The sequence below is a fragment of the Candidatus Cloacimonadota bacterium genome (assembly GCA_034661015.1).
Classification (GTDB): Bacteria; Cloacimonadota; Cloacimonadia; order JGIOTU-2; family JGIOTU-2; genus JAYEKN01.
The window spans coordinates 2,401-4,093 of the sequence record JAYEKN010000106.1; the positions used below are offsets into that span (position 1 = coordinate 2,401).

A 1,693-nucleotide genomic window follows, 5' to 3' on the forward strand; every position below is an offset into this window, starting at 1 on the left:
TCCGCAATTGCCAGAGTTAACCGAACCAAAGGTCCAAAGAAAACTCACGGAATTGTAGTTGATTATTTTGGAGTTGCACAAAACCTGAAAGAAGCTCTGGCGATTTATGGTGATGAAGATGAAAAAGCTCTCAAAGAATTTTTGGAATATTTCAAAGATATAAACAAAGAGCTTCCGATTCTCGAAAGCCGTTACAACCGATTAATTCAACTTTTTGAAGATAAGAAGATTAAGCAAATCAAAGCATTTGTGAATCAGGAAATGGAGGATGAGAAAGAAGAATTCAAAGTTGCGGAAGATTGCATTGAACTGGCAGAGGAAGTCCGTTTCCGTGCTGAATTTGATACTTATCTGAAATCATTCTTTGAATCTCTCGATCTGCTTTTTAATGTAAATCAGGCAAAAGTATATTGGATTCCTGCCAAACGTTTTGGCTACTTAATGATGAGAATCCGCAACAGATATAAAGATGAAACTTTGGATTTGAAATGGGCTGGTGCAAAAGTAAGAAAGCTAATTGATAAACACTTGGAATCTTTGGGAATCGACAGCAAAATCCCACCTGTTTCGCTTTTGTCCGATAAATTCCCTAAAGAACTTGAAAAGCATTCAGGAAAAGCAAAAGCTTCTGAAATGGAACACGCAATCAGAAAACACATCAAAGTAAATCTGACCAAAGATCCTGAACTTTATACAAAATTCAACGAACGCCTAAAAGCAATCATTATCCACAAAATATATAAGCCAAAAATATGTATGAAAAAATAGATTTGAATATTTACTGTGATGAGATCAAAGAAGTAAGAATCTTTGTTCCAATAATTTTCGGTTGCCAGAATATCAAATTTTATTTCATTCTATACAAACTGAATTAGGAGAAATTGATGAACAAATTTCACGAAGTTCTAACAGAACAACTTTCAAGAGAATCAAGTTTTATAAATGACAATGGTGATTTGAAAAAGTTTGTTATAATTGATGCAGCTTACAATATAAATCCCAGATTAATTGAACTGCTGATCGAAATTGATGAGCTTAAAAACAAATTCTTCACAGTAATAAAGAACCATTGGGTTTTCGATATTAATTTGTTTGTTCAATATATGGAGAATAAGAACTTTCTGAAAATTTGGTGCGGATACATTTGTTACACGAAAAAAGATGTTCAGATTAAGATAGGAGTATAATGAAATTTTTAATGCTCGTTGTATTAACATTATTTCTTGGCAACAATGTTGCTCAAACAGAAGTTGTTATTATTTCAAAACTAAATGATTCTAATTATAATGATAAGTCAAAACTTGCTTCTGTAGATGATGATTTAAAAATGAGCTTTGTGATTTCAAAAAAAATAAATGGAAATACAAAATTCTATTCCGATATTAAAAACTTTGAATTAAAAGATAATCTGATAAATCCTAAAATGGTTATCGATATAAATGATTTATCAGAAAAGATTCAAATCTCTTGGTTTAAAATTGAAGAAGCAAATGGTGATTCTTACAATAATTGTTCTCCAAGTTGGCACTGGGAAGAAATTCCATACAAAGAAACAAAAATTACAGAATGGGATAATATGAGTATAATTATTCCAGATGTAAAGCCAACAATCTTCAAACCTGTTTACTGCAACGAGAAAATAACTGGGTCAATGAGATTTAAAGTTACAATTAATATTAATAACACATTCATA

Annotated in this window: 3 protein-coding genes; all 3 read left to right on the forward strand. The window is 31.0% G+C overall.

What is annotated here, in order from left to right:
* Nucleotides 1-768, forward strand: a 768-nt coding sequence (locus tag U9P79_04355) for a type I restriction endonuclease subunit R (GenBank protein MEA2103859.1), incomplete at its 5' end; no start/stop codon positions are given.
* A 116-nt stretch (nucleotides 769-884) separates the two neighbouring features.
* Nucleotides 885-1,187, forward strand: coding sequence for a site-specific DNA-methyltransferase (locus U9P79_04360; protein ID MEA2103860.1), 303 nt, complete (start codon nucleotides 885-887; stop codon nucleotides 1,185-1,187).
* On the forward strand, nucleotides 1,187-1,693 hold a 507-nt coding region (locus tag U9P79_04365), incomplete at its 3' end, for a hypothetical protein (protein ID MEA2103861.1). The genes U9P79_04360 and U9P79_04365, both read left to right, overlap by 1 nt.

Bases quoted from the DNA above. Each gene is read 5' to 3' on its own strand.
- U9P79_04360 (MEA2103860.1), top strand. From the start codon at position 885: ATGAACAAATTTCACGAAGTTCTAACAGAACAACTTTCAAGAGAATCA.